The following is a 24,185-nucleotide window of genomic DNA, read 5'->3' on the forward strand; positions in this document are numbered from 1 at the left end:
CACCATGAAATCTCGAGCTGCGGTCGCATTTGGACCTGGAGAGCCTTTAAAAATTGTTGAAGTTGATGTTATGCCACCAAAAGCTGGCGAAGTGCTTATTAAAATTAGCCACACTGGTGTTTGCCATACAGATGCCTTTACGCTCTCAGGTGATGATCCTGAAGGTGTATTCCCTGCTATTCTTGGTCATGAAGGCGCAGGCGTTGTTATTGAAGTGGGTGAAGGCGTTACTAGCGTAAAACCTGGCGATCATGTTATTCCACTGTACACAGCAGAATGTGGTGAATGCCTATTTTGTAAATCAGGCAAAACAAACTTATGTGTTGCCGTCAGAGCAACGCAAGGAAAAGGCTTAATGCCCGATGGGACAACACGCTTTTCCTATAATGGACAGCCTATTTATCACTACATGGGGTGTTCTACCTTTAGTGAATACAGCGTTGTCGCTGAAGTTTCACTAGCAAAAATTAATCCTGAAGCTAATCACGAAGAAGTCTGTTTATTAGGATGTGGTGTAACAACTGGTATTGGTGCTGTTCACAATACGGCAAAAGTACAAGAAGGTGATTCAGTCGCGGTCTTTGGTTTAGGTGGTATTGGCCTTGCTGTTCTGCAAGGTGCGAGACAAGCCAAAGCTGGTCGTATTTTTGCCATTGATACTAATCCTGAAAAATTTGCATTAGCGCGTCAATTTGGTGCGACAGACTGCCTAAATCCTAATGATTACGATAAACCTATCCAGCAAGTGCTTGTCGAAATGACTCAATGGGGCGTTGATCATACTTTTGAATGTATCGGAAACGTCAATGTGATGAGAGCGGCATTAGAAAGTGCGCATCGTGGCTGGGGTCAATCAATCATCATTGGTGTCGCAGGCGCAGGACAAGAGATCTCAACACGTCCTTTCCAATTAGTGACAGGTCGCTCGTGGAAAGGTACTGCTTTTGGTGGTGTGAAAGGCCGTAGTCAATTACCCGGTATGGTTGAAGATGCCATGAAAGGTAATATCGAACTTAAACCTTTTGTTACCCATAAACTTCCATTAGAAAGAATTAATGAAGCTTTTGATTTAATGCACGAAGGTAAATCAATCCGAACTGTTATTCATTTCGATTAATCATCCTCAAACCTATACCTCATAGGTTTGTCTTTGTTTTTAAAGGAGTCAAAATGGAAAGGATTGAACGTCACGCCTGTTTTGGTGGTTGGCAAGAAATTTATCAACATACATCAAAGGCGTTAAATTGTGAGATGAAATTTGCCATCTATCTTCCTCCTATGGAAGAAGAGCAAAAATACCCTGTTTTATATTGGTTATCAGGTTTAACTTGTAACGAACAAAATTTTATTACTAAAGCTGGTGCTCAACAGTTTGCGGCACAACATGGCATTATTTTAGTTGTGCCCGATACCAGCCCTCGTGGTGAAAATGTCGCTGATGATAGTGCTTATGATCTAGGGCAAGGTGCTGGTTTTTATCTTAATGCTATCCAATCCCCTTGGAATGAGCATTACAAGATGTATGACTATATTGTTGATGAGCTACCGACACTGGTTGAAACATATTTTCCAGTCACGGATAAACGCGCAATTAGCGGACATTCAATGGGAGGGCATGGAGCATTAACAATTGCCTTACGAAATTCGGCCCGCTATCGTAGCGTGTCTGCATTCTCCCCTATAGTAGCGCCATCTATCGTTCCTTGGGGCAAAAAGGCGTTTAGCGCTTATTTAGGGGATGATATGACACAATGGCAACAGTATGATGCGATTACTTTGCTTGATAATGTCGAACACGCATTACCCATGCGCGTTGATGTAGGAACTGACGACCCCTTCTATCAAGAGCAACTTAAACCTGAATTATTTGCGCAAGCTTGTGACAAGAAAAAGTTCCCTTATCAATTGAATTTACATCAAGGGTACGATCACAGTTACTATTTTGTGGCGAGTTTTATTGGTGAACATATTGCCTTTCATGCTAAACACCTAAACGCTTAGCTATAATGCAAATGCGATGCTCTCTTTGAAGAGATCATCGCATTACTTAAATCACTTAATGCCTAATGCATAACGTAGTGCCATTTCTTTAACCTTACCTGCGTGTTGAGCTGCTAAAAGACCGATATTTCTAACGATTTTTAAACCCGGTAATTGGTGACTAAAGGTATGATAAAAAACATCCATTCCTGCTTGCATCACTAAGTTATCAGGCATACGTCGACGCTGATATTTTTTCAATAACGCCATTGAATCCCAAGGCTCAAAATGTTTTTTAGCATCAGCCACTAAGTCTAAGAAACAATCCACATCACGGTAACCTAAATTGACACCCTGTCCCGCTAAAGGATTAATGGTGTGAGCCGCATCTCCCAACAAAATAATTCCTTTATCAACGTAACGGCTTGCATGTTGACGTGTTAATGGGAATGAACCAGCTGCAATAGGTGTCGCTTTACCTAATCGCTCAGGAAAAGCATGTTGAATTTCTTTTTCTAACTGCGTCATCGACATATTTTGCAGTTTTCTAATTCTGTCAGGCGAGTCATACCAAACTAAGCATGCCCAGTTATCAAAAAGCGGTAAATAAGCACGAGGCCCAGAAGGGTAAAAACGTTGCCATGTTCCCTTTTCTGGTGGTAATTCTGTTTTTACTGTAATCAACATACAAGATTGGCGATATTGCCAGCCATTACTACCAATACCCGCAAATTGGCGCACTTGAGAATTCGCACCATCCGCACCTACCACTAAATTTGTGCACACTTCACTGCCATCAGAAAGTGTTACTTTCCATTTATCATCTAAATAAGTCATTTTACTTAGACTGTTTGGGCATAATAAAGTGATATTGCTATAACGTTCAGCCTCTTGCCAAAGTGCTAATTGCAAAATACGGTTTTCAACCATATACCCCAATTCAGGCAATCCTAGGCTTTTTGCATCAAAAATGACATGAGCATTTTCTTCTTCCCATGTTTCAAGAGTATGATAAGGTGCACAACGCATAGCCAAAACATGTTGCCATGCACCTAGTTGTTTTAATAGACTAACGGACGCACAGCTAATCGCAGAAATACGGATATCAGGATGAGATGACGCATCAAAAGGTGCTGGAGACTGTCGTTCAATCATTGCGACACGCAATCCTTCTTGCGCCAGTCCAATTGCAACAGCAGCGCCAATCATCCCGCCACCCGCGATGACTGCATCAAAATCGATTTTTACATTACTCATCATTGTTATGCCATAACTCATTACTTTAAATAATAGGTAAGCGCTGTTTCAGTTTATTTTGATTAAACTAAACGCCATAAATAATTAGCGCCGACTTACTCTAGTCACTGACCACACAAATGACTACAATAACCGCCTTATTGGCTTATTACACGCAACGTTTTCCAGTGATTAGCTATTGTCTCACTGAAAATACCGGATTTACACAATGTCGACGATAAAAAAACTGTACATTAAAACTTGGGGCTGTCAGATGAATGAGTACGATTCATCCAAAATGGCAGACCTACTCGAAAGCACCCACGGTTATCAGTTAACCGATGTCGCCGAAGATGCGGACATTCTACTGCTAAATACCTGTTCTATCCGTGAGAAAGCACAAGAAAAAGTCTTTCATCAGTTAGGACGTTGGAAATATTTTAAAGATAATAAACCCGATATTATCATTGGCGTCGGCGGTTGTGTTGCCTCTCAAGAAGGTGAATACATCCGTCAACGTGCGCAGTGTGTCGATATTATCTTCGGACCACAAACCTTACACCGCTTGCCTGAAATGATTAATCAGGTTAAAGGTACCAAAAGTCCAGTTGTCGATATCAGCTTCCCTGAAATCGAAAAATTTGACCGTTTACCCGAGCCTCGCGCAGAAGGTCCTTCTGCTTTCGTTTCCATCATGGAAGGCTGTAATAAATACTGCTCTTTCTGTGTTGTACCTTACACTCGCGGTGAAGAAGTCAGTCGCCCTTGTGATGATGTGCTATTTGAAATCGCGCAATTAGCAGCTCAAGGTGTACGCGAAGTTAACTTATTAGGCCAAAACGTTAACGCCTATCGTGGCGCTACTTTTGATGGACAAATTTGTAGCTTTGCTGAATTAATTCGCTTAGTGGCAGCAATTGATGGTATTGACCGTATTCGTTTTACCACCAGCCACCCTATCGAATTTACTGACGACATCGTTGCTGTTTATGAAGATACGCCAGAATTAGTCAGCTATTTACATTTACCAGTACAAAGTGGTTCTGACCGCATTCTAACATTAATGAAGCGTAACCATACGGCACTTGAATATAAAAGCATCATTCGCAAATTACGCAAAGCACGTCCTGATATTCTGATCAGTTCAGACTTTATCATCGGTTTCCCAGGTGAAACACAAGATGACTTTGAAAAAACGATGCAATTAATTGCAGATGTTAATTTCGATATGAGCTTTAGTTTCATCTATTCCGCGCGTCCTGGTACTCCAGCAGCCGACTTACCTGATGACGTAAGTGAAGATGAAAAGAAACAGCGTTTATATCTGCTACAACAACGTATCAATCAACAAGCCATGAACTTTAGCCGAGCTATGCTAAACAGTGTGCAGCGTATTCTTGTTGAAGGTCCTTCACGTAAAAATGTGATGGAGCTTTCAGGTCGTACTGAAAATAACCGAGTGGTTAACTTTGAAGGTACACCAGATATGATTGGTAAGTTCGTTGATGTTGAGATTGTGGACGTTTATGCCAACTCCCTACGTGGTAAAGTGGTTAGAACGGAAGATCAAATGGATTTACGTATCCATGAATCACCAGAATCCGTCATTGCACGTACTCGTAAAGAAGATGAATTAGGGGTAGGTGTTTACCAACCTTAATTAATCAGATTTAACAAAAGGATAATCAGTGACAGTAATAGCACATGCACAAGTAGCGACCCAAGAAATTTTCTTAGAGCCAGCTGACAATGCCCGTTTAATGAGCCTATGTGGCCCATTCGACGATAATATTAAGCAACTTGAGCGCCGTTTAGGTATCGAGATTAACCATCGTGATAACCGTTTTAAACTCACGGGTAAATCATTGTGTGTCAATGCGGCAGCAGGAATTTTACGTCGCCTGTATGTGGAAACCTCGCCAATTAAAGGCGTGATCCCCGATATCGACCCTGAACAAATTCATCTTGCTATCAAAGAAAGCCGTGTGCTTGAGCAAAGCGATGAGCATGTTCCTGAATTTGGGAAATCAACCAATATTCGGACTAAGCGAGGTGTGATAAAACCTCGCACACCGAATCAGGCACAATATATTGCCAATATTCAAACTCATGATATTACGTTTGGTATCGGGCCTGCTGGTACAGGGAAGACATATCTGGCTGTTGCTGCCGCTGTTGATGCCCTTGAACGTCAAGAAGTACGTCGTATTTTGTTAACGCGCCCTGCGGTTGAAGCTGGTGAAAAGCTGGGTTTTTTACCAGGTGACCTTAGTCAAAAAGTCGATCCTTATTTACGACCGCTTTATGATGCGTTATTTGAGATGTTGGGTTTTGAAAAAGTTGAGAAACTAATAGAGCGTAATGTTATTGAAGTCGCTCCCCTCGCTTATATGCGTGGGCGTACACTCAATGATGCCTTTATCATTCTTGATGAAAGCCAAAACACCACCATTGAACAAATGAAAATGTTCTTAACACGTATTGGTTTTAACTCTAAAGCCGTTGTCACTGGGGATATTACTCAGATTGACCTACCAAGAGGCAATAAATCAGGCTTACGTCATGCCATTGAAGTTTTATCAGATGTGAATGACTTAAGTTTTAACTTTTTCCACAGCGAAGACGTTGTTCGTCACCCAGTGGTTGCCAAAATTGTTATCGCCTATGAAGCTTGGGAAACCGAAGACCAAAAACGTCGTCAAGCTATCAAAGCAGAAAAAGAGAAGCTTCAGAGAGAAAATCATGAGTGAAGTTATCCTTGATTTACAAGTTGCAAGTGAAAATACGCAAGGGCTTCCGAGTGAAGCCCAATTTATGACATGGCTTGAAGCGGTATTACCACAGTTTCAGCCAGTCAGTGAAGTCACCATCCGCATTGTTGATGAAGCAGAAAGCCACGAGCTTAATCTAACTTATCGCGGTAAAGATAGACCCACTAACGTGCTTTCTTTTCCTTTTGAAGCACCACCTGAAATTGAACTGCCTTTATTAGGTGATTTAATTATTTGCCGACAAGTGGTAGAAAAAGAAGCTGTTGAACAGAGTAAGACCGTTGAAGAACATTGGGCACACATGGTTATTCATGGTTGTCTGCATCTTTTAGGTTATGATCATATTGAAGATGATGAAGCCGAAGAAATGGAAGGTTTGGAGACGGAAATCTTACAAAATTTAGGTTATGCAGATCCCTATTTAATTGAAAAAGAGTAACAGTTCTCTTATTTTTATGATAAATACTATATCTAATTAACCATTCAATGAGGAAAAATAGTTAAAACGCCATGAGCGACGACCAATCTTCGAGTAACGATAACCCTGGTCCTAAGAAAGGGTTTCTCACACTGCTTAATCAGTGGTTCCACGGTGAACCTAAAAACCGTGATGATCTGATGGAGCTTATCCGCGATTCTGAACAGAAAGAATTAATTGATCCTGATACCCGCGACATGCTTGAAGGGGTAATGGATATTGCTGAACAGCGTGTTCGGGATATTATGATCCCACGCTCTCAAATCGTTACACTAAAACGTAATCAAACTCTTGATGAATGTTTAGATGTAATTATTGATTCAGCACATTCCCGTTTCCCAGTCATAAGTGAAGACAAAGATCATATTGAAGGCTTATTGATGGCAAAAGATTTACTGCCATTCATGCGTACTGACGCAGAGCCATTTAGTATGGATAAAGTCTTACGTTCAGCGGTTGTTGTACCTGAAAGTAAACGGGTCGATCGCCTATTAAAAGAATTCCGCTCACAACGCTATCATATGGCAATTGTAATTGATGAATTCGGAGGTGTATCAGGGCTTGTCACAATTGAAGATATTCTAGAACTTATCGTAGGCGAAATTGAAGATGAGTATGACGATGAGGATGATATTGATATTCGTCCACTGAGTCGCCACGCTTACTCAGTTCGAGCTTTAACCCAGATAGAAGATTTCAATGAAGCGTTCGGTACACATTTCAGCGATGAAGAAGTTGATACTATTGGCGGTTTAGTTATGCAAGCCTTTGGTCATCTTCCTGCTCGTGGTGAAACTATTACCATTGATAATTACCAATTTAAAGTTGTTATGGCAGATAGCCGTAAGATCATTCAGGTTTATGTGCATATCCCAGATGATGCGCCCATTCCTGAACTAGGTAATGATGCATAGGATCTAAATGAATAAGACCTCTTTCTTAAACCGCCAGTGGGTCCGCGCCCTCCTGGCGGTTTTTTTCGGTGCTACCGGCACCTTCGCGTTTTCGCCTTTTGACTTTTGGCCAGCCGCCTTAATTTCACTGTTGGGCCTATTACTAATAATCACACAACGTACAACCCGCCAAGGTGCATTTCTTGGCTTTGCCTGGGGCTTTGGATTATTTGGTACTGGTGTAAATTGGGTTTATGTCAGCATTGCTGATTTTGGTGGTATGCCATTTGCGATAAATATCTTTTTAGTGATTTTATTGGCACTTTATCTATCACTATACACCCTACTTTTTGCCGGCTTATTAAATAAGTTTTTCCCAAACCCTACTCTATGGAGATTTGTTTTTGCCGCACCCGCACTATGGCAAATTACAGAATTTTTAAGAGGTTGGGTATTATCTGGCTTTCCATGGTTACAATTTGGTTATAGCCAAATTGATGGTCCATTAAAAGGTATTGCACCTATTTTTGGTGTCACCATGATAACGCTACTACTTACTGTTATCAGTGGCCTTATCGCATTTGCTCTCTATCGAAAATCAATTTATAGCCTTGTTGTTGCTCTCCTTTTATTGGTACTGCCTATCAGCTTTAAATCTTATCAGTGGTATCAACCATTACCGGATGAAACACAAGAGATAGCACTTGTTCAAGGAAATATTGCGCAATCATTAAAATGGGAACCAGGTACATTAGAAAGCACGCTAAAAACCTATCTCACCTTAAGTCGCCCTTTTATCGGCAATGCAAATCTTATTATTTGGCCTGAATCTGCGATCCCTGATGTTGAAATTCAACAACAAGGCTTTTTAGCGGAGCTTGATAAGCAATTAAGAGAGCAAGATACCCATTTAATGACAGGAATTATTGATGCTCGGCCGACATTAGAAGGTTATCGTTTCTACAATAGTGTCATCACATTAGGTGAACACTATGCTTATCAATACCCGGCAACAGATCGCTATAACAAACATCACCTTGTTCCTTTTGGTGAATATGTACCATTAGAATCACTATTACGCCCACTCGCGCCTTTCTTTAATTTACCGATGTCATCATTAAGCCAAGGTGAGTATGTACAACCTCAGCTTACTGTCAATGATGCCAAAATAACTGCAGCTATTTGCTACGAAATAATTTTAGGTGAACAAGTTCGCGCTAATTTTAAACCGGATACTCGGTTCTTATTAACGATTTCTAATGATGCATGGTTTGGTAATTCAATAGGCCCTTGGCAACACTTCCAAATGGCGAGAATGCGTTCTCTTGAGTTAGGAAGACCATTATTACGTTCAACAAATAACGGTATTACCGCATTTATTGATGCCAATGGTGATGTAATTTCTCAACTTCCTCAGTTCGAAGAAGGTGCTTTAGCAGAAAAAATTACACCAACAACGGGGTTAACCCCTTATTACAAATGGGGTAATACACCATTGTGGATAATGGTTGGATTATTTTTTATTATCGCCTTTATTAAACGACGTAATTAAAATGAATAAAGCCCAACCTTATTAAGTTAATATTAATTAGGTTGGGCTTTTTCTAATGAAAGGGCTTTAACATGGATCATTATCCTGAACATATTCTCGATATTATTTGGCAAAGAGCTAAAGAAATATCAACAGATAATGAAACGAAGGGTTTTCGTACAGATAAAGAAAATAAATGGATCCAACGCCAAATGTTCAATCAACACGAACATGAGTTTGGCTGGGTATTATCAAAACAACCTGAGTCAGTTAATCAACTTCTTGAAGATAAAACCATTGTACCCGTGCATTGGAAAACTGCGATTACCGATCAACAAAAACAAGAAGCTGAGTCTAAACGCGTTAATGTCATCCTACTTGAGCCACCAGCACTATCTCAATTAACTCAGTCATCAGCAGATATTCAATCTTATTGGCAACATGCTCATAAAATTTCCAGCGATAATGAAGAAAAAGGTTTTCGTAAAGATTATTACGGTTATGTTATTCAGCAAAATGCGTTCGGAGATAAACAGCATCAATATGGTTGGACATTAGCCCAATTAACACCTGCGAATAAAAATAATCAAACCGTTATCCCTATTAATATTGTGCCGATACATATTAATACGTCAAAACGCATTGCCGATGAAAAAATGTTAATAGCTCAAAATACCCAAGAAGCAAAAATTGAGCGCAGACGTAAAAATATTATTTATGAGGTGCTCTATTTTATTGCTAGCTTACCCGGTATCATTTTTTCTTTACTTAAACTCTGATAACCGATTTAAACAGAAGCCCACCATAAACGTAGTTTTAACCCCCACGAAGATGACCAACCACTCGTAAATCCCACCATCTCCCCTTTATAAACAATAACAAATGAAGGTGTCGCACTAATTTCCCACTGCTGAGAAATATCGCCTCGACTATCGTTAATTACAGGAAAGACAAGTTCTTTAGATTGAATACCGCGCTCTAACTTTGCGTTATCACCAGAACGGACCGCAACAGATGTCACATTATACCCATCTTGCGCTAACGAATTCACTGCGGGTGTTGTTAATTTACAAACACCACACCATGTTGCCCAAAAATAGATTAATAAGGGCTTTTCAGCACTCAATTCTGTTAATGAAACAACTTTATTATCAATAGTATAAAGTTCAGGTAAATTCGTTAAAGATGGTGGCGTAGGTTGTCGCCACCAATCCATTACGAAAGAGGCTACAACGAAAATGACAACCAGAACAATAAGTTCTTTACTCCACTTTCGTAAGCGACTACGCATTATTTTTTCACTTTAGCCAGTTGCTCTTTCACAATCACTTCTAGCTGAGCATAATCAACTGCACCTGGGATAACCATGTCGCCAACAACAGTTGCAGGCGTACCTTGAATCCCTAATTTACGAGAAAGATCTAGGTTATTTTGTAACGCTTTTAAGCTGTCATCCGTTAATTTTACTTTGCTTGTATTGGTTGTTTTCATTGCATCATCAATACTTGCATTATCTAGCATTGTTTTTTTCTGCATTAAACGTTGATGTAACGCTAAGAACGCTTTTGGATCTTCTTTCCATACAGAAAGTACAGCTTGAGATGCTTTGGCAGAACTTTCGCCTTTAAATGGTAATGGTTTAATGATCACAGCAACTTCTGGATAATCTTTTGTGATTTGTTCTAATAATGGATCGAAACGTTTGCAGTAAGGGCAGTTATAATCAGTAAAAGAAACTAACACTAACTTAGCGTCTTTTGCACCAATGCGAGGACTTGCTGCATCGTTATATAATGCGTCGTGCTCAGCCTTTAATGCAGTACGAAATTGTGCTTGTTGCTCATCGGCTTTTTGTGCTTGTAATGCAGTGATAGCTTCTTCCAGAATTTCTGGGTTTTTGATTAACGTATCACGAACCAGCGCACGAACTTCTTTTTCCTGATCAGCACTTAATGCCGCTGCTTGCACATTTGCACCAAAAAGTAATGACGAAATAACCAGTGCAGAAAGTGTTTTTTTCATTATTGGGCTCCTTTAGCCTCTGAAAGAATAGTCAATGTTGAATCTTTATTTAAAAGAGGGGGTAAAACCACGCCATCTTTATGGCAAGGTCCATAAACTTGGTTAAAAGGTACAGCAACTTGACCTCGTTGTTTTAAAAACTGGGTGATCTTATCAGAGGGTTTAGTCCAATCCCCCCTTAATGCAACGACATCAGGTGCTGACAATACAGCCTGAATATCTTCTCGCAATAATACATTGTATTTGTTTGCTTTGCAGGTCACACACCAATCTGCCGTCACATCAACAAACACACGTTTATTATGAGCTAAGGCTTGATGTATTGCTTCTTCAGATAAAGGCTGCCAATTTACCGTGTCTTCACCTGCAAGTGTATGGCTTTCTGGTTGAGCAATAAATAAATAAGTACTTCCCGCCAAAAATAGAGCTATCACAGTAGAAATAAGAGCCGTTTTTTTGCCGTAGTGCCGTGCAATTGCGAGTAATAAAAGTAAAGTAATAACAATAAAAATGCCGGCAACAATTGTCATACCCAAATGAGGAATTAAAAGTGTAATAAGCCAAATGCTAGACAACAGCATCATAAAACCTAAAACAACCCTTAAGCGATTCATCCATTTACCCGGTTTTGGTAGTATTTTTGCGACAGACGGGAATATTGCCACTAAGATCCAAGGCAAACTCATTCCTATCCCTAATGCCGTAAAAATAAGCCATAACTCACTTAACGGAGCAATCAGAGCATAAGCGACTGCGGTACCTAAAAACGGTGCAGAACAAGGTGTGGCAAGTAAAGTAGCAAAAGCACCTTCCCAAAAATGACGACCATATCCCTGTCCACCTGCCGTTGCCATTTTAGTATTCATATTGCTACTTAAACGTAACTCAAATAGACCAAATAAATTAGCAGTAAAAATAGCCGTCACTAACACCATAAATCCAATAAACCAAGGGCTTTGAAACTGTATTCCCCAACCTAAGGCTTCTTGGCTATAACGTAAACCCGTCATAAATAGAGCTAATGCCCAAAAAGAAACTAAAATACCTAAAACAGACACCGAAAATTGCTTACGAATAACCCCTTTATCGCGATCCTCAAGATGTAAAATCGAGCCCAATTTCATCGCGAGTACAGGCAATACGCAAGGCATTAAATTTAGGATCAACCCACCTAATAGCGCAAAAGCTAGAATACCCCATAATCCAACACTTGAATTAGATGGAGGAGCAATACCTGTTTCCCCCTGTCCTATTGTGTCATTAACTTGGCGGGAAAAATCTTGGTCAGTAATAACAAATGAGAGTGCTTTACCCGAAATATCCCCCGCGGCATCGCCCCAGTCATCAGTTACATCAACAGTGACAAATAAATTATTATCTTTATGATTTAAATGCGGAACTCCATAAAGCATACCTTCGGGAGGATCGAGATAAATATTAGGTTTTATCCACGATCCTTGCTCTCTTTGTAAAGAGATAGTGAGCTGGCTGTTGTTATAATCAGAAGAAACCGAGGAGATGAGTCCTGTACCAACTGGGATTTTTGCCATCGCCTGACTATATTGCCATTCAAAATCAGCAGGTGCTGGCTCTGTAAGATCTAAATCTAAAGTGTAGTCCGTTAAAATACAGACATTACTGCATGTTGATAACGTTAAAATTCCAGTTAAACGATCAGCATGAACGGAGGTTAATTCAATAGGAAAAACAACTTGTTTATCATATCCTTGGGTGTGAATGCCTGCAACATCAAAAGCAGAAGGTGATGGCCAATGCCATATCATTGCACTCACATCTTGTGACCAATTAATTTCAGGTGCAACACCACCTTCCCCTGGTGAGCGCCAATAAGTTTTCCACCCAGATTCAAGTTGCACTTCAAGTAACATTCTCACATCACCCGTTGGTGACTTTTGTGCTGTCGCTCTCACTTGTGCGTGAGAATTATCAGGCATGGTTAACCAGCCTGTATCTGCGGCTTGAGATGTAGATAACGTAAATAGCGTTAATACCAACGCCATAACAAAAGAACGAAACATAACAACTCCCTAAAAATTCCTACAACGCTACACAAAGCTACGCCCAAAGATAGACGTACAATTTTTTAGCTAAAAGGAAATTTCTAATCCCTCAAAATACAATAGTGAAGGTGAAGTCTTATCGGTGGAGGTGGATGATGATGCTTTTTTTGGCTACGCTGACGCGAGACATAGATAGCGGCCATGCTTAAGAGTAATAGTACAGCCCACGAATGGAAAAAAGGCTCTATCGTTAGTGGGGGGACAGATAATAATGATTTAGCGCTTAATTCACAGGTAGAGAGTGAATAAGTATGTTCTGTTGCACTATTCTCATCAGCAATCGGTGTTGATAGTGGATATTGAGTTTGAGAAACAGCTGTCGCTAAGCGCTCACTAATGATGTGGGCACCTAATGAACGCTGAACAATGCAACACAAGATCAGCAAAACTGTTATCACCACTAGCCAGCGACCTGACCGCCAATTACTCATAGATGTTCCTCATCAATATGACCCGCTATCTTAACGGTAATCCACAGACAAACAACTCCTTAAGACAAACTTTACAAATCCCTACTTATTTTATTTTTCCTATTATCTCAATTTTTCATCTTTAACCTTTATTTCCATAAGGTTTCTACTACAATCATTTTAAATATTGAAAACAACTTCCAAAAAAATAATCAACTACATTTGATTTCATTCTTTTATTGAGAGATACCTCTCGTATTTCACAAATTACACTTCCCAACGGTATGTTATTTGTTCTATCTATTAACATTATCAAAACAAATTAAAACAAAAAAGCAACACAAGGCAAATCATAAATATCACTTATCACCACTACAGGAGTTATTATGCGCATGCGTAAACTAGCATTATCATTAATGATTTTAGGGGCTGCAGGGGCTGTGCAGGCAGAAGAACTCACTGGAACCTTAAAAAAAATCAATGACAACGATATTATTATCGTTGGACACCGGGAATCCTCCGTTCCTTTCTCTTACTATGATAACCAACAAAAAGTGGTTGGTTATTCTCAAGACTATTCCAATCTGATTGTACAAGCGGTAAAAGACAAAATAGGCAAACCTAATCTGCAAATTCGCCTGATCCCTATTACATCTCAGAATCGCATTCCATTATTGCAAAATGGTACGTTTGATTTTGAATGTGGCTCAACAACCAATAACGAAGCTCGTCAGCAACAAGCTAGTTTCTCTAATACTATTTTTATCGTAGGTACACGTTTACTGGCGAAAAAAGACGGTGGAATAAAAGACTTCTCTGATCTGTCCGGTAAAAACGTCGTTGTAACATCAGGAACAACGTCTGAAATGTTACTCAACAAGCTTAACGATGAGAAAAAAATGAATATGCGCATTATCAGCGCAAAAGATCATGGGGACTCATTCCGTACACTTGAATCAGGTCGTGCTGTCGCCTTTATGATGGATGATGCATTACTTGCTGGGGAACGCGCTAAAGCGAAAAAACCGGGTCAGTGGGAAATTGTAGGAACACCACAATCTGAAGAAGCTTATGGCTGTATGTTGCGTAAAGATGATGCTCAATTCAAAGCATTAATTGATGAAACAATTGCTAATGCACAGAAATCAGGTGAAGCAGAAAAATCCTTCAATCGATGGTTCAATGCCCCTATTCCACCTAAAAATCTTAACCTAGAATTCACTATCTCTGATGAAATGAAAGCCCTATTTGCATCACCAAATGATAAGGCATTGAATTAAAAACACATACGCAGTTGATGCAAACAAATAATTATAAAGTATCTGTTGGACAGACAGATCAGTGAAGTTTGGGGCAGTCGTTCCCTGCCCCTATTTTTCACCGGAGGTGAAATCATGTCGATTGATTGGGATTGGGGGATATTCTTCCAAGAAGCCCCTTTCGGAAATACCACATACTTAGGATGGCTGATTTCAGGCTTCCAAGTCACCATTGCCTTATCTTTATGCGCTTGGGTTATTGCCTTTCTTGTCGGTTCTTTATTCGGAATTTTGCGTACCGTGCCTAATCGTTGGCTTTCGAGTTTAGGTACTGTTTATGTTGAGTTATTTCGTAATGTGCCGCTTATTGTTCAATTCTTTACGTGGTATTTAGTTATTCCTGAACTATTACCTCAATCTATTGGTGACTGGTTTAAAATGGACTTAGCGCCAAATGTACAGTTTTTTGTCTCTTCAGCACTCTGTTTAGGTTTATTTACCGCTGCACGTATGTGCGAACAAGTCAGAGCTGCAATTAACTCGTTACCTCGAGGGCAAAAAGCTGCAGGACTTGCCTTGGGTTTAACCTTACCTCAAACCTATCGCTATGTTTTATTGCCCAATGCTTATCGTGTCATTATTCCACCAATGACCTCTGAAATGCTTAATCTCGTCAAAAACTCAGCAATTGCCTCCACTATCGGATTGATTGATATGGCAGCACAAGCAAACAAGCTACTTGATTATTCAGCGAAAGCGTATGAGTCATTCACGGCAATTACTCTCGCCTATGTTTTTATCAACGTCATCATTATGTTAATCATGAGTTGGCTTGAAAAACGAGTGCGTTTACCTGGCACAACAGGAGGTCAATAATGTACGAATTTGACTGGAGTTCTGTTGTTCCAAGCCTGCCATTTTTAGTCGATGGTATGGCAATCACTTTAAAAATCACCATCACTGCCATTGTAGTTGGTATTTTATGGGGAACGGTGCTTGCTGTTATGCGCCTGTCTACGTTTAAACCTATTAGTTGGTTTGCGGCCGCTTACGTTAATACCTTTCGTTCTATCCCATTAGTCATGGTATTACTGTGGTTTTATTTAATTGTGCCTAACATATTACAAAATGTTCTAGGACTTTCGCCGAAAAGTGATATCCGTTTAATTTCAGCAATGATAGCGTTCTCATTATTTGAAGCTGCGTACTACTCTGAAATTATAAGGGCAGGTATTCAAAGTGTTAGTAAAGGACAGTTTTCTGCCTCACTTGCATTAGGTATGACCAAATCACAAACGATGCGCTTAGTGATTTTACCTCAAGCATTTAGAGCCATGGTTCCACTTTTACTCACTCAAGGAATTGTCTTGTTCCAAGATACATCCTTAGTTTATGTATTAAGCCTCACTGACTTTTTCAGAACGGCGGCAAATATTGGTGAGCGCGATGGCACACAAGTTGAGATGATCCTCTTTGCGGGTTTTGTTTATTTTGTCATTAGCTTCGCTGCTTCAATGTTAGTGAACTTTCTTAAAAAAAGGACTACCTAGATGATTTCCCTAAAAGACGTATCCAAATGGTATGGTCAATTTCAAGTACTGACTGAATGCTCCACTGAAGTTAAAAAGGGGGAAGTTGTTGTTGTCTGTGGGCCTTCTGGTTCAGGTAAATCAACACTGATTAAAACAGTGAATGGTCTAGAACCAATACAACAAGGTGAGATCCTTGTTAATGAAATAAAAGTAAATGATAAACACACCGATCTTGCTAAATTACGAGCAAAAGTAGGTATGGTATTCCAACATTTTGAGCTTTTCCCTCATCTTTCTATTATTGAGAATCTTACACTCGCACAAGTTAAAGTGCTTAATAGAGAGAAAAGTGCAGCAAAAGAAAAAGGCTTAAAGTTATTAGAACGCGTTGGTTTATCCAGTCATGCAAATAAATACCCAGCTCAACTTTCTGGCGGTCAACAACAGCGTGTCGCCATTGCTCGTGCTTTATGTATGGATCCTATCGCGATGTTATTTGATGAACCTACATCCGCACTTGATCCCGAAATGATTAATGAAGTGCTGGATGTTATGGTTGAACTCGCAAATGAAGGTATGACGATGATGGTAGTAACCCATGAAATGGGCTTTGCCAAAAAAGTAGCTGACCGTATTATCTTTATGGATGAAGGGCGCATTGTAGAAGATAGACCTAAAAATGACTTTTTTGATAATCCAACATCAGATCGCGCAAAAGATTTCTTAGCTAAAATCTTGCATTAATACTTCATATCTCCTCTGCTGGCGTGCTTTCTTAGCACGTCAGCCTCAAATAATAATTCTGAACAACCTCGCAACTAAATACCAAGTAATCTTCTTTTTTCGCAATATCACCATTATTTTTCTAGAAAATACGCATTTATTCTCTTTTTGTGTTAACTCTTTCCAAGATATCTCGCAATTGTATTGAAAAAGTTATGCAAACAGTGGCTTTCATTAAGATCAATAGTTGTGGCTATTAGACAAAATCAGCTATGCTATGCAAGTCTTAATTTCATAATAGCGGTTACCCTCCGGTAGCCATTAATTCACCATAGGATTATCGGTGCCATGCAAGAACAATATCGTCCCGAAGATATAGAGCAAACTATCCAGGAACACTGGGAAAAGAACAATACATTTAAAGTGACAGAAGATAATAACAAAGAAAAATATTACTGCCTGTCAATGCTACCTTATCCTTCTGGTCGACTACACATGGGACACGTCCGCAACTACACCATTGGTGACGTGATTTCCCGTTATCAACGTATGCAAGGTAAAAATGTCTTACAACCTATTGGTTGGGATGCATTTGGTCTACCCGCTGAAGGTGCCGCAGTAAAAAACAACACAGCGCCTGCGCCGTGGACTTACGAAAACATCGATTATATGAAAAACCAGTTAAAGAAACTGGGTTTTGGTTACGATTGGGATCGTGAAGTCACAACATGTACACCAGAATATTATCGTTGGGAACAGTGGTTTTTTACTAAGTTATATGAGAAAGGCTTAGTGTATAAAAAAACCTCTGCTGTTAACTGGTGTCCACATGATTTAACCGTATTAGCTAATGAACAAGTTATTGATGGCTGTTGCTGGCGTTGTGATACCCCTGTAGAACGTAAAGAAATTCCACAGTGGTTTATCAAAATTACCGATTATGCAGAAGAACTGTTAAACGATTTAGATACGTTAGATGAATGGCCTGAACAAGTTAAAACCATGCAACGTAACTGGATTGGCCGTTCAGAAGGTGTCGAAATTACATTTGATGTTGCGGATAGCAACGACAAAATGACGGTTTATACAACACGTCCTGATACCTTTATGGGTGTTACTTATGTCGCTGTTGCAGCGGGCCATCCATTAGCGCAAAAAGCAGCTCAAAATAATCCTGAAATTCAACATTTCATTGATGAATGCCGTAACATGAAAATGGCAGAAGCCGATATGGCGACAATGGAGAAAAAAGGGATTGCCACTGGTCTTTATGCCATTCACCCGTTAACCAAAGAAAAAGTGGCTATTTGGGTCGCTAACTTTGTCTTAATGGAATACGGCACCGGTGCCGTGATGGCTGTTCCTGGCCATGATGAACGTGACTGGGAATTTGCAACCAAATATAACTTACCCATTAAAGCTGTTATTGCTGATGCAGAAGGTAACCAACCTGATTTATCTGAAGGTGCATTAACCGAGAAAAACAGTCTGATTAACTCTGGTGAATTCTCTGGTTTAGATAACCAAGCTGGTTTTAATGCTATTGCAGATAAACTTGCACAAATGGGTGTTGGTGAACGTAAAGTTAACTATCGTTTACGTGACTGGGGTGTTTCTCGTCAACGTTACTGGGGTGCGCCAATTCCAATGGCAACTTTAGAAGACGGTACTGTTATCCCCGTTCCTGAAGATCAACTACCCGTTATCCTGCCAGAAGATGTAAAAATGGATGGGATCACCAGTCCAATTAAAGCTGATCCTGAGTGGGCGAAAACCACTATTAATGGTCAGCCAGCACTGCGTGAAACAGATACTTTCGACACCTTTATGGAATCATCTTGGTATTACGCTCGTTATACCTGCCCTGATTACGATAAAGGCATGTTAGATCCAAAAGCGGCTAACTATTGGTTACCTGTTGACTGGTACATCGGTGGTATTGAACATGCCATCATGCACTTAATGTATTTCCGCTTTTTCCACAAACTAATGCGTGATGCAGGGTTAGTGAACTCTGATGAACCAGCAAAACGTTTACTGTGCCAAGGTATGGTATTAGCTGATGCGTTCTATCACACAGGCGAAGATGGTGCTCGTCATTGGGTATCACCTGCTGAAGCCATTGTTGAACGTGATGAGAAAAATCGCATCATAAAAGCGACTGACAGTGCTGGTCATGAACTGACTTATGCTGGCATGAGCAAAATGTCTAAATCTAAAAATAACGGTATCGATCCACAAACAATGGTTGAACGTTATGGTGCAGACACCGTCCGTTTATTTATGATGTTTGCAGCTCCACCAGAATTAACACTTGAATGGCAAGAGTCTAGTGTTGAAGGTGCTAACCGTTTCTTACGTCGTTTATGGCGTTTAGTTCATGAGCACACTCAAAAAGGATCGGCACAATCACTTGATCTGTCTGCACTAACAGAAGAACAAAAAGATTTACGCCGTGACTTACATAAGACTATCGCTAAAGTGTCTGATGACGTAGGCCGCCGTTTAGCTTTCAATACAGCAATTGCAGCTATCATGGAGTTAATGAATAAATTAACTCGTGCAAGTCAAGAAACAGAGCAAGATCGTGCTTTAATGCAAGAAGCATTAGAAGCTATCGTTCGTATGCTTTCTCCAATCATTCCTCATGCATGTTTTGTGATGTGGAAAGCATTAGGTGGAAAAGAAGACGTTGATGTTGCGCCATGGCCTGTTGCAGATGAAGAAGCCATGATTGATGACACTAAACTGATTATTGTTCAAGTGAATGGTAAAGTTCGTGGTCGTGTCACTGTTCCGGCTAATTCAGAAAAAGAATATGTTCAGGAAATGGCGACAAAAGAGTACAGTGTTGCTAAATACTTGGAAGATGTGACTATTCGTAAAGTCATTTATGTTCCAGGAAAATTACTGAACATCGTTGTTGGCTGATAAGGAGGCCTAGTGCGATATCTATTTTCGCTATTTTTCGGTTTAGCGGTGTTAATCACCGCTGGCTGTGGTTTTCACTTACAAGGGAAAACTCAGGTTCCAGCAGAATTAAAAACGCTTTATCTTAGCTCTGGTGACCCTTATGGCCCATTATCTCGTGTAATGCGTCAACAACTCAGACTTAGTGATGTTCAGCTTGTTGAAAATCCAACAGCAGATATCCCTATTCTCAAAATTGTGGGTTCGTCAGAGAGTAAAGAAACCGTTTCTGTGTATCAAGACGGTAAATCAGCAGAACGTCAGCTAACATTTGTGCTAGATGCGCAAGTGATTATGCCTGATGGCACGATTTACCCTATTTCATCACAGGTATCACGCCCATTCTTCGATAACCCATTAGAAGCATTAGCAAAAGACGCTGAAAATGACATTATCAAGCAAGAAATGCGTGAACAAGCGACAGCAATATTAGTGCGTAAATTATTGGTTGTTCACAATGCTGAACGCCAAAAAGTCGCACAAGCTGAGCAAGCAAAACAGATAATCTCTCCGGCCAAATGATCCGCTTATATCCAGAACAACTGAATGCGCAGCTCCAAGAGGGGCTGCGCCAAAGTTATCTACTCTGGGGCAATGAACCTCTGTTGCTCCAAGAGTCTCAAGATGCCATCCAATCTGTTGCTAAAGCCCAAGGGTTTATTGAACACTATCAATTTACTCTTGATAATAATACAGACTGGAATGAAATTTACTCCCTTTGTCAATCACTAAGCCTTTTTTCTCAAAGACAATCTATTTTGCTTCATTTACCTGATAATGGTCCTAATGCAGCTATGTCAGAGAAGCTCACTGGGTTATCTCAAGAGTTACATCAAGATTTATTATTAATTTTACGTGGCAATAAACTCACCAAAGCTCAAGAAAACAGTGAATGGTTTAAAACATTAAGCCAAAATGGAACGTATGTTTCTTGTCTCACACCTGAGCTTGATAAATTGCCTAATTGGGTTGCTCGTCGAGCAAAACAAAAAGGATTAGCGCTGGATGAACAAGGTAACCAACTACTTTGCTACTGCTATGAAGGTAATTTGCTCGCATTGGCACAAGCGATAGAGCGCCTTTCCCTACTTTATCCTGATGGTAAATTGACATTGCCTAGAGTGGAAGCTGCTGTTAATGACGCGTCGCATTTTACCCCTTATCACTGGGTTGATGCATTGCTTGCAGGTAAAACACAACGCGCATGGCATATTTTACAACAACTCAAAAGAGAAGACAGCGAACCTATTATTTTACTCAGAACGTTGCAACGCGAGTTAATGCAATTAATTACGCTACACCGAGAGTCTAAAACAGCTGCTTTAAAAACTATTTTTGATAAGCATCGAATTTGGCAAAACCGACGCCCAATTTTTACAGCCGCATTACAACGTCTATCTGAGCATCAATTGCTGACTGCAATACGGTTATTAACCAGTATCGAAATGACCATTAAACAAGATTATGGCCAAACTGTTTGGCCATCTCTTAGTGCATTAGGCTTATTGCTTTGTGGGAAAGCATTACCAGAAGGATTTGTAAATCATGCCTAAAGACAATGGCTCTACACCTTTAATTAATCAAGCTATCGCCTTATACGGTGGCACATTTGATCCAATTCATTATGGGCATTTACGTCCTGTTGAAGCACTTTCAGGGTTAATTGGTTTAAAAGAAGTGGTGTGGCTACCCAATAATATTCCCCCTCATCGCCCACAGCCTGAAGCATCTTCTCAGCAACGTCTTGATATGGTACATCTTGCTCTTGAGCCATATTCTTCATTTAAAGTGGATACTCGTGAGCTTGAGAAGCCAACACCTTCTTATACCATTGAGACATTAAGAGACTTCAGACAAGAAATTGGTGATAAACAACCTTTAGCATTTATTATTGGTCAGGATTCATTACTTTCAATTAATACGTGGCACCAATGGGAAAAGCTATTAGATGTATGCCATTTGTTAGTTTGTGCTCGCCCTGGTTATCAAACTTATTTCGAGTCAACCCAAATGCAGGAATGGCTAAAAAAACATCAAACCAATCAACAAGAAGATATTCATTACCTACCTTCTGGCAAAATTTTTCTGGCTGATACGCCTCTTTATAATATCTCAGCAACAGATATTCGTGCTCGCCATAAAGCGGGATTAGATTGTCACGATTTACTACCCAGTTCTGTTGAAAACTATATTCGCCAGCAACAACTCTATAAATAATTAAGGCTAAAGTTGCTCTCTTAAATAATTAAAAGCGAACGGATAAGGTGAAAAATAGCGTTGATGGCTCAAATATTCATCGGGATAAACGGTTAACCAATATTTGAGTAAATCATAAGGTTTAGATAAAGGCACAATACCTTGACGATATTGTAAAATTGTCTGCGCCATTTCTTGTTTTTGTTGTGAGTTTAGATTTCGCTTAAAATACCCCGCCATATGCATTAACGCATTAGTTTGCCCTTCTCTATTTGCTGCAATACTAAATGCCCTCATTAGCTTTTCCAGATATTCCGATGCAATCTCTTCAAGGGGAATAGCATCAGAAAAATTAGCGATACCACGCCCTAACTCTCGATAAGCTACTTGTGAATAAGCCATAATTAAATATTTATATCGACTGTGAAATTTAACTAAAGCTCCTTTAGTTAATGATTGATTGACCTGTTGTTGGTAATCGAACAGTGTGAAAATTCGGGTAAGAAAATGGTCAAGAACAATGGGCTGTAAAAGTTGATCAATACTTAATTGAGGTAAAATAAAACTCGAGAGAGAGGAAAGGCTGTCTCCTTTTTTTCCAACATAACCATAAAGTGGCAATGGGTTATCTCTATTTTGTGCATCTATCTGCATAACGCCTATTTTTTCCGCCTGAACAGTATCACAAAGTAATGCTAATTTTTCTTGCAATTGGTGATTGGTGTTACTCATAATTTCTGAAGATATCCCGAGATAATTCACTTTTCTTTCCATTCTTTTTCTCTCCAATTAAAAAGTCTGAGCATTACACGGTATAATCTGGAGCTAACAAAGTAAAAACACACCAAATTAGGTGTTTGATGAGCATTGACAGACGGTGTTTAGCTGTTATTCTCACCCTCTGTTCCCTTAAGGGAACTGTAAGGTAAAACTGTCGTCTAACTGAAAAGTTCTTATGCGCCTTCTTTTTATTATTAATTATGACGCAGTTAATGGGCATATGTGAATTTTTCTAAATCAAACGTCGAAAAACAAAAGAATAAGATTTATGTTCTTGTTATCGCTAACTGAAATTACTCATCGAGTAAAATAGATTTATTGGTATAAATTCCTTTAAAATGGCGTTCATACTCTAAATAATTCAAGGTGCAGTAAAACGACAAGTAAATAGGTCACTCAAAGCAGACAAAAGTCTGTAACTAGTGCAAATAAACGTAGTCAACAATACTGCCAATTGACGTATAACGAGTATAGTTGTTTCTCGATTGAATTAACTCATTAGATTAAAGGTGATCCTTTTGCAAGGTTCTGAATTACAACAATTTATTATTGATAAACTTGAAGATTCTAAAGCTCAAGACATCATTGCATTAGATGTCCGTGGAAAATCAAGTGTAACGGATTACATGATTATTTGCACAGGTACATCAAGCAGACATCTCATGTCTGTTGCAGATAATCTCGTTGATGATTGCCGCGAAGCGGGATTACAACCTTTAGGTGTGGAAGGACAAGGCGTTTCTGATTGGATTGTCGTCGATCTTGGTGAAGCCATGGTACACGTAATGCAAGAAGATAGCCGTCGCATGTACGAACTTGAAAAACTCTGGAGCTGAGTTTGAAATTACAGCTCATTGCCGTTGGTACAAAAATGCCGGACTGGATACAGACCGGCTTTATGGATTATCTTAATCGATTTCCCAAAGACATGCCTTTAGAACTTATTGAAATACCCGCAGGTAAACGCGGAAAGAATGCCGATATTAAACGAATTCTCGAAAAAGAAGGCGAACAAATGTTAGCGGCTGTTGGCAAAGGGAATCGTATTGTCACTCTTGATATTCCTGGCGCTCGCTGGGATACGCCAAAACTTGCAGAACAACTTGATCGATGGAAGCTTGATGGTAGAAATGTCAGCTTATTGATTGGTGGTCCTGAAGGATTAGCACCTGCTTGTAAAGCTGCAGCTGAGCAAAGCTGGTCTTTATCTCCTTTAACTATGCCACACCCTCTTGTTCGTGTCGTGGTTGCAGAAAGCCTTTATCGAGCATGGAGTATTACGACAAACCATCCTTATCATCGTGAATAATCAATAAATTGGCG

Annotated in this window: 24 protein-coding genes; 18 read left to right on the forward strand and 6 right to left on the reverse strand. The window is 39.8% G+C overall.

Annotated elements, in window-relative coordinates:
• Positions 1-4 precede the first annotated feature (4 nt).
• Together JEP40_RS07190 and fghA are read left to right on the forward strand one after the other, a co-directional pair.
• Positions 5-1,117, forward strand: coding sequence for an S-(hydroxymethyl)glutathione dehydrogenase/class III alcohol dehydrogenase (locus JEP40_RS07190; RefSeq protein ID WP_198622999.1), 1,113 nt, complete (start codon positions 5-7; stop codon positions 1,115-1,117).
• Between the two features lie 53 nt (positions 1,118-1,170).
• On the forward strand, positions 1,171-2,001 hold the full coding sequence (gene fghA, locus JEP40_RS07195; protein WP_198623000.1) for an S-formylglutathione hydrolase: 831 nt from the start codon (positions 1,171-1,173) through the stop codon (positions 1,999-2,001).
• Positions 2,002-2,052: 51 nt separating this feature from the next.
• Here fghA and ubiF read toward each other — a convergent pair whose 3' ends face one another.
• Entirely contained in the window at positions 2,053-3,240 is a 1,188-nt protein-coding gene (ubiF, locus tag JEP40_RS07200) for a 3-demethoxyubiquinol 3-hydroxylase (RefSeq protein WP_198623001.1), read from the reverse strand.
• Positions 3,241-3,445: 205 nt separating this feature from the next.
• Here ubiF and miaB point away from each other — a divergent pair, with 205 nt between their 5' ends.
• The 6 genes from miaB (at position 3,446) to JEP40_RS07230 (ending at position 9,668) form a co-directional block, all read left to right on the forward strand.
• Positions 3,446-4,876, forward strand: a complete 1,431-nt coding sequence (gene miaB / locus JEP40_RS07205) for a tRNA (N6-isopentenyl adenosine(37)-C2)-methylthiotransferase MiaB (RefSeq protein WP_006537711.1) — start codon at positions 3,446-3,448, stop codon at positions 4,874-4,876.
• Positions 4,877-4,904: 28 nt separating this feature from the next.
• Positions 4,905-5,966 (forward strand): PhoH family protein, encoded by a 1,062-nt coding sequence (locus JEP40_RS07210; RefSeq protein ID WP_036912056.1) that lies wholly within the window; start codon positions 4,905-4,907, stop codon positions 5,964-5,966.
• Entirely contained in the window at positions 5,959-6,426 is a 468-nt protein-coding gene (gene ybeY, locus JEP40_RS07215) for an rRNA maturation RNase YbeY (RefSeq protein WP_072070232.1), read from the forward strand. Before JEP40_RS07210 ends, ybeY begins: the two co-directional genes overlap by 8 nt.
• A 71-nt stretch (positions 6,427-6,497) precedes the next feature.
• A complete protein-coding gene (corC, locus tag JEP40_RS07220) occupies positions 6,498-7,379 on the forward strand; it encodes a CNNM family magnesium/cobalt transport protein CorC (RefSeq protein WP_023581153.1) in 882 nt (293 codons plus the stop codon).
• A gap of 7 nt (positions 7,380-7,386) precedes the next feature.
• Positions 7,387-8,910: an apolipoprotein N-acyltransferase gene (gene lnt / locus JEP40_RS07225; RefSeq protein ID WP_198623002.1), complete on the forward strand. Its 1,524-nt coding sequence runs from the start codon at positions 7,387-7,389 to the stop codon at positions 8,908-8,910.
• Positions 8,911-8,981: 71 nt separating this feature from the next.
• Positions 8,982-9,668, forward strand: a complete 687-nt coding sequence (locus tag JEP40_RS07230) for a hypothetical protein (RefSeq protein WP_198623003.1) — start codon at positions 8,982-8,984, stop codon at positions 9,666-9,668.
• A gap of 8 nt (positions 9,669-9,676) precedes the next feature.
• Here JEP40_RS07230 and JEP40_RS07235 read toward each other — a convergent pair whose 3' ends face one another.
• The 4 genes from JEP40_RS07235 to JEP40_RS07250 form a co-directional block, all read right to left on the reverse strand.
• Positions 9,677-10,180 (reverse strand): protein disulfide oxidoreductase, encoded by a 504-nt coding sequence (locus JEP40_RS07235; protein WP_198623004.1) that lies wholly within the window; start codon positions 10,178-10,180, stop codon positions 9,677-9,679.
• Positions 10,180-10,911: a DsbA family protein gene (locus tag JEP40_RS07240; protein WP_198623005.1), complete on the reverse strand. Its 732-nt coding sequence runs from the start codon at positions 10,909-10,911 to the stop codon at positions 10,180-10,182. Before JEP40_RS07240 ends, JEP40_RS07235 begins: the two co-directional genes overlap by 1 nt.
• Entirely contained in the window at positions 10,911-12,950 is a 2,040-nt protein-coding gene (locus JEP40_RS07245) for a protein-disulfide reductase DsbD family protein (RefSeq protein WP_198623006.1), read from the reverse strand. The genes JEP40_RS07240 and JEP40_RS07245 overlap by 1 nt, the downstream gene beginning before the upstream one ends.
• 83 nt (positions 12,951-13,033) lie before the next feature.
• Positions 13,034-13,423, reverse strand: a complete 390-nt coding sequence (locus tag JEP40_RS07250; RefSeq protein ID WP_198623007.1) for a metal resistance protein — start codon at positions 13,421-13,423, stop codon at positions 13,034-13,036.
• Positions 13,424-13,788: 365 nt separating this feature from the next.
• Between JEP40_RS07250 and JEP40_RS07255 the strand changes: the two genes are divergently transcribed.
• From JEP40_RS07255 to nadD, 8 genes are all read left to right on the forward strand, one after another.
• Positions 13,789-14,682 (forward strand): amino acid ABC transporter substrate-binding protein, encoded by an 894-nt coding sequence (locus JEP40_RS07255; protein ID WP_198623008.1) that lies wholly within the window; start codon positions 13,789-13,791, stop codon positions 14,680-14,682.
• A 114-nt stretch (positions 14,683-14,796) separates the two neighbouring features.
• Complete coding sequence (locus tag JEP40_RS07260; protein WP_072070240.1) at positions 14,797-15,537, forward strand: amino acid ABC transporter permease; 741 nt, start codon at positions 14,797-14,799, stop codon at positions 15,535-15,537.
• A complete protein-coding gene (gltK, locus tag JEP40_RS07265; protein ID WP_072070241.1) occupies positions 15,537-16,211 on the forward strand; it encodes a glutamate/aspartate ABC transporter permease GltK in 675 nt (224 codons plus the stop codon). The genes JEP40_RS07260 and gltK overlap by 1 nt, the downstream gene beginning before the upstream one ends.
• A complete protein-coding gene (locus tag JEP40_RS07270; protein ID WP_198623009.1) occupies positions 16,212-16,937 on the forward strand; it encodes an amino acid ABC transporter ATP-binding protein in 726 nt (241 codons plus the stop codon).
• Between the two features lie 327 nt (positions 16,938-17,264).
• Positions 17,265-19,847: a leucine--tRNA ligase gene (gene leuS, locus JEP40_RS07275; RefSeq protein ID WP_198623010.1), complete on the forward strand. Its 2,583-nt coding sequence runs from the start codon at positions 17,265-17,267 to the stop codon at positions 19,845-19,847.
• A 12-nt stretch (positions 19,848-19,859) separates the two neighbouring features.
• A complete protein-coding gene (lptE, locus tag JEP40_RS07280; protein WP_198623011.1) occupies positions 19,860-20,408 on the forward strand; it encodes an LPS assembly lipoprotein LptE in 549 nt (182 codons plus the stop codon).
• Positions 20,405-21,439 carry a DNA polymerase III subunit delta gene (gene holA, locus JEP40_RS07285; protein WP_198623012.1) on the forward strand — a complete coding sequence of 345 codons (1,035 nt, stop codon included), beginning with the start codon at positions 20,405-20,407 and terminating at the stop codon, positions 21,437-21,439. Before lptE ends, holA begins: the two co-directional genes overlap by 4 nt.
• Positions 21,432-22,103 (forward strand): nicotinate-nucleotide adenylyltransferase, encoded by a 672-nt coding sequence (nadD, locus tag JEP40_RS07290; protein ID WP_198623013.1) that lies wholly within the window; start codon positions 21,432-21,434, stop codon positions 22,101-22,103. The genes holA and nadD overlap by 8 nt, the downstream gene beginning before the upstream one ends.
• A gap of 6 nt (positions 22,104-22,109) precedes the next feature.
• Here nadD and JEP40_RS07295 read toward each other — a convergent pair whose 3' ends face one another.
• Positions 22,110-22,856, reverse strand: a complete 747-nt coding sequence (locus JEP40_RS07295; RefSeq protein WP_198623014.1) for a YbgA family protein — start codon at positions 22,854-22,856, stop codon at positions 22,110-22,112.
• A 515-nt stretch (positions 22,857-23,371) separates the two neighbouring features.
• On the opposite strand from JEP40_RS07295, the gene rsfS reads away from it, so the two are divergent.
• Positions 23,372-23,698 (forward strand): ribosome silencing factor, encoded by a 327-nt coding sequence (rsfS, locus tag JEP40_RS07300; RefSeq protein ID WP_006537732.1) that lies wholly within the window; start codon positions 23,372-23,374, stop codon positions 23,696-23,698.
• A gap of 2 nt (positions 23,699-23,700) precedes the next feature.
• Positions 23,701-24,171 (forward strand): 23S rRNA (pseudouridine(1915)-N(3))-methyltransferase RlmH, encoded by a 471-nt coding sequence (rlmH, locus tag JEP40_RS07305; protein WP_004246050.1) that lies wholly within the window; start codon positions 23,701-23,703, stop codon positions 24,169-24,171.
• Positions 24,172-24,185: the final 14 nt, after the last annotated feature.

Origin of the sequence: Proteus vulgaris, from assembly GCF_016239305.1 — a bacterium.
GTDB lineage: Bacteria > Pseudomonadota > Gammaproteobacteria > Enterobacterales > Enterobacteriaceae > Proteus > Proteus vulgaris_C.

Excerpts from the sequence above, each read along its gene's own strand:
- lnt (WP_198623002.1), top strand. The coding sequence starts at position 7,387 with ATGAATAAGACCTCTTTCTTAAACCGCCAGTGGGTCCGCGCCCTCCTG.
- ybeY (WP_072070232.1), top strand. The coding sequence starts at position 5,959 with ATGAGTGAAGTTATCCTTGATTTACAAGTTGCAAGTGAAAATACGCAA.
- JEP40_RS07260 (WP_072070240.1), top strand. The coding sequence starts at position 14,797 with ATGTCGATTGATTGGGATTGGGGGATATTCTTCCAAGAAGCCCCTTTC.
- JEP40_RS07240 (WP_198623005.1), bottom strand. The coding sequence starts at position 10,911 with ATGAAAAAAACACTTTCTGCACTGGTTATTTCGTCATTACTTTTTGGT.
- nadD (WP_198623013.1), top strand. The coding sequence starts at position 21,432 with ATGCCTAAAGACAATGGCTCTACACCTTTAATTAATCAAGCTATCGCC.
- JEP40_RS07245 (WP_198623006.1), bottom strand. The coding sequence starts at position 12,950 with ATGTTTCGTTCTTTTGTTATGGCGTTGGTATTAACGCTATTTACGTTA.
- fghA (WP_198623000.1), top strand. The coding sequence starts at position 1,171 with ATGGAAAGGATTGAACGTCACGCCTGTTTTGGTGGTTGGCAAGAAATT.
- gltK (WP_072070241.1), top strand. The coding sequence starts at position 15,537 with ATGTACGAATTTGACTGGAGTTCTGTTGTTCCAAGCCTGCCATTTTTA.
- ubiF (WP_198623001.1), bottom strand. The coding sequence starts at position 3,240 with ATGATGAGTAATGTAAAAATCGATTTTGATGCAGTCATCGCGGGTGGC.
- JEP40_RS07295 (WP_198623014.1), bottom strand. The coding sequence starts at position 22,856 with ATGGAAAGAAAAGTGAATTATCTCGGGATATCTTCAGAAATTATGAGT.
- JEP40_RS07235 (WP_198623004.1), bottom strand. The coding sequence starts at position 10,180 with ATGCGTAGTCGCTTACGAAAGTGGAGTAAAGAACTTATTGTTCTGGTT.
- JEP40_RS07250 (WP_198623007.1), bottom strand. The coding sequence starts at position 13,423 with ATGAGTAATTGGCGGTCAGGTCGCTGGCTAGTGGTGATAACAGTTTTG.
- JEP40_RS07190 (WP_198622999.1), top strand. The coding sequence starts at position 5 with ATGAAATCTCGAGCTGCGGTCGCATTTGGACCTGGAGAGCCTTTAAAA.
- holA (WP_198623012.1), top strand. The coding sequence starts at position 20,405 with ATGATCCGCTTATATCCAGAACAACTGAATGCGCAGCTCCAAGAGGGG.
- miaB (WP_006537711.1), top strand. The coding sequence starts at position 3,446 with ATGTCGACGATAAAAAAACTGTACATTAAAACTTGGGGCTGTCAGATG.
- JEP40_RS07230 (WP_198623003.1), top strand. The coding sequence starts at position 8,982 with ATGGATCATTATCCTGAACATATTCTCGATATTATTTGGCAAAGAGCT.
- corC (WP_023581153.1), top strand. The coding sequence starts at position 6,498 with ATGAGCGACGACCAATCTTCGAGTAACGATAACCCTGGTCCTAAGAAA.
- JEP40_RS07255 (WP_198623008.1), top strand. The coding sequence starts at position 13,789 with ATGCGCATGCGTAAACTAGCATTATCATTAATGATTTTAGGGGCTGCA.
- JEP40_RS07270 (WP_198623009.1), top strand. The coding sequence starts at position 16,212 with ATGATTTCCCTAAAAGACGTATCCAAATGGTATGGTCAATTTCAAGTA.
- leuS (WP_198623010.1), top strand. The coding sequence starts at position 17,265 with ATGCAAGAACAATATCGTCCCGAAGATATAGAGCAAACTATCCAGGAA.